At 75.8% G+C, this 451-nt stretch carries 1 pseudogene; it reads left to right on the plus strand.

Annotated features, from left to right (window positions below):
* Positions 1–451, plus strand: a pseudogene (locus AAH979_RS43170) (hypothetical protein); the annotation flags it as partial.

Below are 451 nucleotides of genomic sequence, written 5' to 3' on the forward strand. Positions count from 1 at the left end.
GCGCCCGACGGCCAGGGAAGTCTCACCGATCACGTCGTCGTCGGTCCTGACACGTACGGCGTGGGCGGGCGGCGCTTCGCCGACCTCGCCGCGCTGCGCGCGTCCATCAGTGAAGGCGCAAGCGCGCCGGCGGCCGTCGTCGTCACCCCCGACCTCGCCGACGCGCACGCGGCGACCGCCGCCGTCCTCGCCCTGGTGCAGGAGTATCTCGCGGCACCGGAGTTCCACCACACCCGGCTGGTGGTGCTGACCACCGGAGCCACTCCGGCCACGGCACCGACCGGCCCCGACGCGGCCCGCACCGCCGCCGCTGCGGGCGCCCTGTGGGGACTGCTCCGGGTCGTACAGGCGGAACATCCCGGCCGGGTCGTCGTCGCCGACGTCGACGGGCCTGCCGCACGCGATCTTGCCCTCGACGAACCGCAGCAGGCGGTCACCGCCGCCGGCCGCT

The organism is Plantactinospora sp. ZYX-F-223 (genome assembly GCF_039649625.1).
Lineage (GTDB): Bacteria > Actinomycetota > Actinomycetes > Mycobacteriales > Micromonosporaceae > Plantactinospora.